This window comes from Klebsiella sp. 4_1_44FAA, assembly GCF_000238715.1.
Taxonomy (GTDB): Bacteria; Pseudomonadota; Gammaproteobacteria; order Enterobacterales; family Enterobacteriaceae; genus Klebsiella; species Klebsiella pneumoniae.
Genome location: NZ_JH414820.1, coordinates 2395 through 8756 on the forward strand (window position 1 = coordinate 2395; position 6362 = coordinate 8756).

Below are 6362 nucleotides of genomic sequence, written 5' to 3' on the forward strand. Positions count from 1 at the left end.
CGGTAACTTTGATAAAACGCTACAGGAAGCCTCGATTAAACACATCTGGACCTATCCGTACACACCGAAAATGAATGCGACCTGTGAGCGATTTAACCGGACACTTAGAGAACAATTTATTGAATTCAATGAATTGTTGCTTTTTGAGGACCTGAATTTGTTTAATCAAAGAATGGCTGAATATCTGGTGCTGTATAACAGCAAAAGGCCACATAAATCACTCGAACTGATGACGCCAGTGGACTATATTTTACGTGAGAGTAAAAATTGCAATATGTGGTGGACCCATACAACTCCTTGCCTTGCGGCATCTAAGAGGCTATCCTGATGTTGTCTAGGCATACAGGTGGCCTCGTGGTGTACTGACCCCAAAAAGTTGGACAGAATAAACGAGGCTTGACGATAAGAGTTCGCAGAAATGCGAGCTCTTTTTTGTTTTAGGTGTGGATGAATTAACGTTTAAGTAGTCGAATTATCCATATTATTCACTACCTACACTACTGTTCACTCATTTTCAATGCTGTTGTAGGGCTTGCTCGCAAAACCTTTGGGAATCACTGAAAAGGCTAGAAATATGATCTATGCCTATCATTGTAGCCAAGGACATATCGATTTGCTCGTTATGTCCTCTGTCGGATCGCATTACTTTTATAGTCATCTAACCCATTATTTCAACAGGATTTTCAACCATATTTTCGACCAAGGTTTCCACTGCGGCATAAAGGTCTACGTCTGCTTCGGGTGCATGAATCGATACAACCAGACTGTATTTAGCTTCAGAATCAAATCGTTGCAAAGCGCCTCTGGTTCTCCACCAACCTTGTGCAGGATAAACAGCCAAATAACCACAACTAGCAAGCTCTGCTGCTGCCCCCCGCCATATATCCTGATGCAACGACCCTTTATGTCGTTGAGTAGCACCTAATGACCAGTTATCATCGTTACCGGTAGTCCCATGCTCACTCTCTTCAGACTCAGCTGCTGCATTGATGCGAGTTTTAAATTCGTCTAAAGATTCTGTTTGTCTTTTCATCGCAAAGCGTAGACGGTGGGATGGGTAATGATATCTTGATGAACTCCCCCGTGCTGAAGGGTTAGGTTCGATGAAATAAGACAATGTAACCCTGAGCTCTACCTGCGTATCCTGTAACTCCTGGAGCTGTTCCAGTGGCCAAGGTAGCGCATGTAAATTCAAGTCACGAGTTTTAATACCGTCGCGAGTCTTACGATAGGGGTACAAGCTGTCTTCAGCTACCAGTGTCAGACTATTTTTCACACTCCAGAGCGCACGTTCAACATCTGGTGAGCCCCAGCCGCAATGGCGTATAAGCTGTGCGAAGCCACTTTTATTGCGAGCAGGATACATACGCAACATAGCAGGTGTCCATTGCGCAGAGTGTGTGATCAGAGCACGGATCGTTTCTGGGCGATACTCAGGATATTGTGCCATTAACCTTGCAGCCATTCTGGCACACAGCGCAGAAGCTGCACTAGTTGCATTAGTTGTCCAAAATTGGCGGTGGGATGAAGCACTTGTTGTTAGTAATTCTAAACTCGCAAAGTTATCGACAAATTCTGTGTTAGCAGCTGCATTCCCCCCTCAAAAACTACATCTGGCTTAAACGGCCAGACAGGTTCCCATCCCATTGAGGTAGTGGTGAAAGGACTTAATGCTCCTTGATCAGCAACCGGAATAAATTCAGGCTCATTTAACTCAACCTTGTCAGTAAATGCACCTACAGTTAATGCGTTCCATGACTGGCCCGGATCATGGATTTGATTAACTGAAAGACTGGCGGGATAGTTTCCCCAATGGTCGCGATCAACTATGTTCCCAGCGGAAAGAACAAACAACCGGGGAAAAGGGGTTTCTGCTAGCGCATCTACTGCCAGTGAATCGACCATTGATGACCAAGCTGAAGGGCGACCAAAGTCACGATAAGCAGTTGCTGTTACTGCTGAACTAAAAATACGTTTGCGCTGACCATTGAGAATTTCAGGACGTGTAACGGCTGAGCTGAACAGATATGCATGCTGTTTTGCGTCACCAACGTTGGCCCCATAATTTGGAGTAAGCTTAACTGACTCGAGTCGGTGTCCTACTTCTATTGCATCAGTAGAAGACAAAGCGTCAATCATATCGCCATAGATTGCAACTCCAGCCAACCCCGTACCATGGTTTGCGGTGTCATTGACTCCCCACGCGTCATTGACTGTATGCATGTCCTGCTGGTGCAAAACAGGTGCAAGCATAGCGTGCCCGCGATTAATGCCTGAATCCAACAAACAGATATAAGGTACATTGTCTTCGGGTGAAGGAACCTGGAGACGTCGCAGTGCATCATCCACCCAAAGCTGTTGTTCCAATGCTGGTAGTCCTTCGAAAAACTCAGCTGTATCTTTTGCACGCCGCAATTCTGCTACACAGTTTAAAACCAACCTAGCTTGAGAAAATTGGCTCTGAGAACCATACATCCAGGTTATGGTTCGCTCAGGAAAATCGACTTTGTGTTCGCTGACCTGGCATCCAGTCGCATGGCTTATTCGATGAAAATCAGTAACAACGGCATTTCTATTACCCCTCACTGGTAGCCATACTTCCCACCAAAATGCCTCATCCGGGTCAGATGGCAATAAACTCAAATCGTCTGTCCAAAGAGATTTAATTTCTGCAAGACGTATTGCTGATAATGTATTTATTAACGATTTATGGTCAGCGGAAACCCCGTCTGCGCGGCGTTTCTCAGTCAAATAATCCTGAATGTAATTTTCGAAATGCACTAGCTTTCCATCAGGCACAAATACATTTGCAGAGGTTATATCGCCCTCCTTATGTATACTTAAAACTTCTATGTGCTGATCTTTGTTCCGCCCCCTCTCATTACCCAAGCTTTCAAATGCTAATTCAACATCAGGTTGCCCAATAAACTCAATTTGCATTCCGAGACCGCTAATTAGCTCAAGGTTTTCTTGCCCTTCACGAATTTGGGCCGACATTTCCTTAACCTGCTGCAGTTGAGTTCTTAGGGCTACTCCATGTGCTTGTCGATCCCGCTCAGGTAGTAAGGTAGAGCCACCCCCACCAAGAGAATGTGCTGTATAGGGCTGTGCTGTAGAATTTTTTGGTAAAGAGAGATGAAGCCTTTTATCGTTGGTTTGTTCCGTCATGTTTTAACTTGTTTTTTTCGTTAAGTGATAACTTACTACTGATCAAACGACGCTCTTCTAAAGCCTGCTTTAATATGACAAGATCGACCTGCATGCGATCGCTCATGAGGGCATCTTTAATTGATTCATCGACAGCTCGACAAATTTCAGCATAGCTTAAACCAGCAACCTGTTTTTCTAATCCATTTTTACGGAAAGGCTTGGGCGCAAATGCTCCTAGTCGAGATTTTATTAAGTCGAGTGCCTGTTCTAACGTTGGCAAATGGTACTCAATAACATCATCAAAACGTCTGAACAACGCATAATCTAAAATTTCCGGATGATTAGTAGCAGCAATAATTATACTACTTGAGTTGTCTTGCTCGATCATCTGCAAAAAGCTATTGAGTACGCGGCGAATCTCACCTACATCATTTGTGAGGCTGCGTTGGGAGCCGATAGCATCAAACTCATCGAAAAAATAAACACCACGAATATCAGCAATAGCATCAAACACCTGCCGTAGCTTGGAAGCTGTCTCCCCCATAAACTTTGTAATCAGAGCATCAAAACGAACCTGAAACAAAGGAATACCAAGTTCACCAGCTAATGCTGATGCTGTTAAAGTTTTTCCCGTTCCAGGAGGACCGACTAACAAAACTTTTCGTCTTGGGGAAAGGCCATGCTCTTTGATTCGAGACATCATACGCTGTTCACGTATGAGCCGCTGCAGCTGAGAATGGGCAGAATGATCCAGAACAACATCGGCCAATCGGTATTCTGGCTGGCTAACAATCAATAAATTACCAAGATCTGTACGGTTTTTGGCCGCATTGGACAGGGGTACCAGCTTCCCACTTTTATCATTAGCCAGTTTTGCTTTTGCCTTGTCGAGAAGAGTTAAAAGCTCCTCAGCTAATCGTCCATGGCCCTGTTTCGCCTCATGCGCAGCAACCTGCATAGCCACTGAATAAAAGTGACCATCATCGCGACTAATGTGCGATTTGATAAGTGCCTTAAGTTGCTCTGCGCTAGCCACGTAAGTGATCCTGTTTTATGTGCCTGAAATTGACCTGCATATACATGAGAGTGTAGCAATTATGCATGGGCAGAGTAAACGAGTTCTATGTTTAACAGGTAGCTTAAGGTCGATTGGCATGAGTGAAAGCATGCAACAGCTTAAGGATCCCCCTACCAAGGTAGGTTCGTTAAGTCCTGACAGGGTGGGAACAGACCTTCAGGCGGTATTCAACCGGGCTCAGACCTTTTAATTTTATGCTAATTCGTTGATTATTATAATAGTGAATATAATCCGAAAGAGCTGTCTTTAGTTCCTCAATATTGTTGAATTTATTGAGATAAAAGCATTCAGACTTCAGTGTGCCAAAAAAGCATTCTGCACAGGCGTTGTCGAGGCAATTTCCCCTTCGTGACATACTTTGAACTACACCACTCGCTTTAAGCTGATACTGATACCAGCGGTGCCGGTACTGCCAGCCTTGGTCAGAATGGAGAATAGGCGTGCTCTTCTTGTCCAGTTTTGCAAACGCCTTGTCCAGCATCTCATCAATCATAGCCATTGCTGGACGCTCTGAGATACTGTAGGAAATCACTTCGTTATTAAAGAGATCGATAATCGGGGAGAGGTAGAGCTTTCGCCCATTGACGGCAAATTCGGTGACGTCAGTGACCCATTTTTCATTGGGTCGGGTTGCCTTGAAATTCCGCTTTAGAACATTATCAGCAGTTTCCCCCAGCGCACCTCGCCACGAGCTGTATCGCTTGACTTTAATAGCCGCTTTCAGGGAAAGCAGGTTCATCAGCCGCTGAACAACTTTATGGTTAATGCGGCCTGCCTCCTGCCGGAGTGCCAGCGTGACTCTGCGATAGCCATAACGACCACAGTTCTCGTTATATATCTCTATGATTCTGCTTTTAATCTCTTCATATTTATCCGAAGATTTAAGCGCTTTCAGGTGATAGTAAAAGGTGCTTCTTGGTATCTGAGCAATCTGCAAAAGCTGGTCGAACGGGTAGTGTTGCCTCAGTTCGTCGATAATCCTGACTCTGTCTCTTACCGAACTAAGGCTTTCAGCTTTTTTAGATAAAGTACCCGTAATTCAAGGGACCGAACTTTTCTTTCCAGCTCCTGAATATGTTTATCTTTCGAACGTTCCAATGCCACTTCAAGCGCAACAGGATCATCAATCATATGAAGTGCCCTTTTTTTGCCCACACGAAGAGAACGAAGCCCTTGCTCTCCATGTTCGCTGAACACCTTCATCCACTTCCCAACAGATGCCGCACCAGCAACGTTAAATTTCGCAGCTGCCTGCGTCTGGGAAATCTGCCCCGTCAGCACAGCCTTCACGGCTTCTACTCTGATTTCGGGATCGATTGAAACGCCCTTATCTCTGGGCTTCAGACCTTCTTCTCCATAAACATCATAGGCTGCAACCCATAATCTTACCTGGGTTCTGGGAACGTTAAAGCGAGCTGATGTTAAGCGATAGCCTTCATCAGTAGCTAAATAGTGCATAACCACTTCGAGGCGCTGTTCAAAGGTGTACTTACGTCTTGACATGGGACTCTCCAATTTGAGAGTCCAACTAAATGGGCGCAGTGCATGGGGTTAATGAAAATTAACTACGGGGCTTTCTGCTTTTTGCCACACAACACGGTAACAAACCACCTTCACGTCATGAGGCAAAAAGCCTCAAGCGCCACGTCGATTATACCGGGACGGTGCTATTTCTTACCAGGTATATCCACGCTTTATGCTGCTTAGCGCTTTAAATATCTAATGTATACCCATGCCGCAATCAAGACGCCCGTGCCCAGCGCAAGATTAGGTAAAATCACATCGTTTGCACTTGCATATATGGTATTAGGATCATGTTGCCCCCAGAATGCCAGCTTGTACCCGATGCCCCAGACAAAGAATATAATCCCGGCAATCAGAACGCCGAATTCTATAACGCCGAGCAGGATTCCATCTAACCAGTCAGGCGGATCACGCCATGTGATGACCGCAGCTATTAGTGTGCAGATGATTTGGCCTGCATAATAACCAGGGGAACCATACCATTCCGGAGCAACATGCTTCACGATCAACCAGAACAGCACGTTCATTAAGATAACGAGACAACCAGTACTCCATAGTTCTGCTTCCTTGTATTGGTCCATCTGAGTTGTCAGACAGCATTGTACTTATT

4 protein-coding genes and 2 pseudogenes are annotated in these 6362 nt (G+C 45.0%); 1 reads left to right on the forward strand and 5 read right to left on the reverse strand.

All coding sequences use genetic code 11. The features are described 5' to 3' along the window. A partial coding sequence (locus HMPREF1024_RS29780) for an integrase core domain-containing protein (protein ID WP_009310017.1) occupies nucleotides 1-328 on the forward strand: 328 nt, incomplete at its 5' end. 330 nt (nucleotides 329-658) lie between these two features. On the opposite strand, the pseudogene HMPREF1024_RS31995 reads toward HMPREF1024_RS29780, so the two are convergent. The 5 genes and pseudogenes from HMPREF1024_RS31995 to HMPREF1024_RS00410 all read right to left on the reverse strand — a co-directional run. After that, nucleotides 659-1486 (reverse strand): annotated as a pseudogene (locus tag HMPREF1024_RS31995) (S8 family serine peptidase); the annotation flags it as partial. 62 nt (nucleotides 1487-1548) lie between these two features. Next, nucleotides 1549-3168 (reverse strand): S8 family peptidase, encoded by a 1620-nt coding sequence (locus HMPREF1024_RS32000; RefSeq protein WP_009310019.1) that lies wholly within the window; start codon nucleotides 3166-3168, stop codon nucleotides 1549-1551. Then, complete coding sequence (locus HMPREF1024_RS00425) at nucleotides 3146-4186, reverse strand: AAA family ATPase (protein ID WP_009310020.1); 1041 nt, start codon at nucleotides 4184-4186, stop codon at nucleotides 3146-3148. The genes HMPREF1024_RS32000 and HMPREF1024_RS00425 overlap by 23 nt, the downstream gene beginning before the upstream one ends. Nucleotides 4187-4355: 169 nt before the next feature. Beyond that, nucleotides 4356-5731 (reverse strand): IS3 family transposase gene (locus HMPREF1024_RS30290; RefSeq protein ID WP_086937184.1). Its coding sequence is split into 2 segments (ribosomal slippage): nucleotides 4356-5242 and nucleotides 5242-5731, totalling 1377 coding nucleotides; the frame shifts between segments, so codons are not numbered across the junction. Nucleotides 5732-5931: 200 nt separating this feature from the next. Further along, nucleotides 5932-6307, reverse strand: a pseudogene (locus HMPREF1024_RS00410) (hypothetical protein). Nucleotides 6308-6362 lie beyond the last annotated feature (55 nt).

Excerpts from the sequence above, each read along its gene's own strand:
- HMPREF1024_RS32000 (WP_009310019.1), bottom strand. The coding sequence starts at position 3,168 with ATGACGGAACAAACCAACGATAAAAGGCTTCATCTCTCTTTACCAAAA.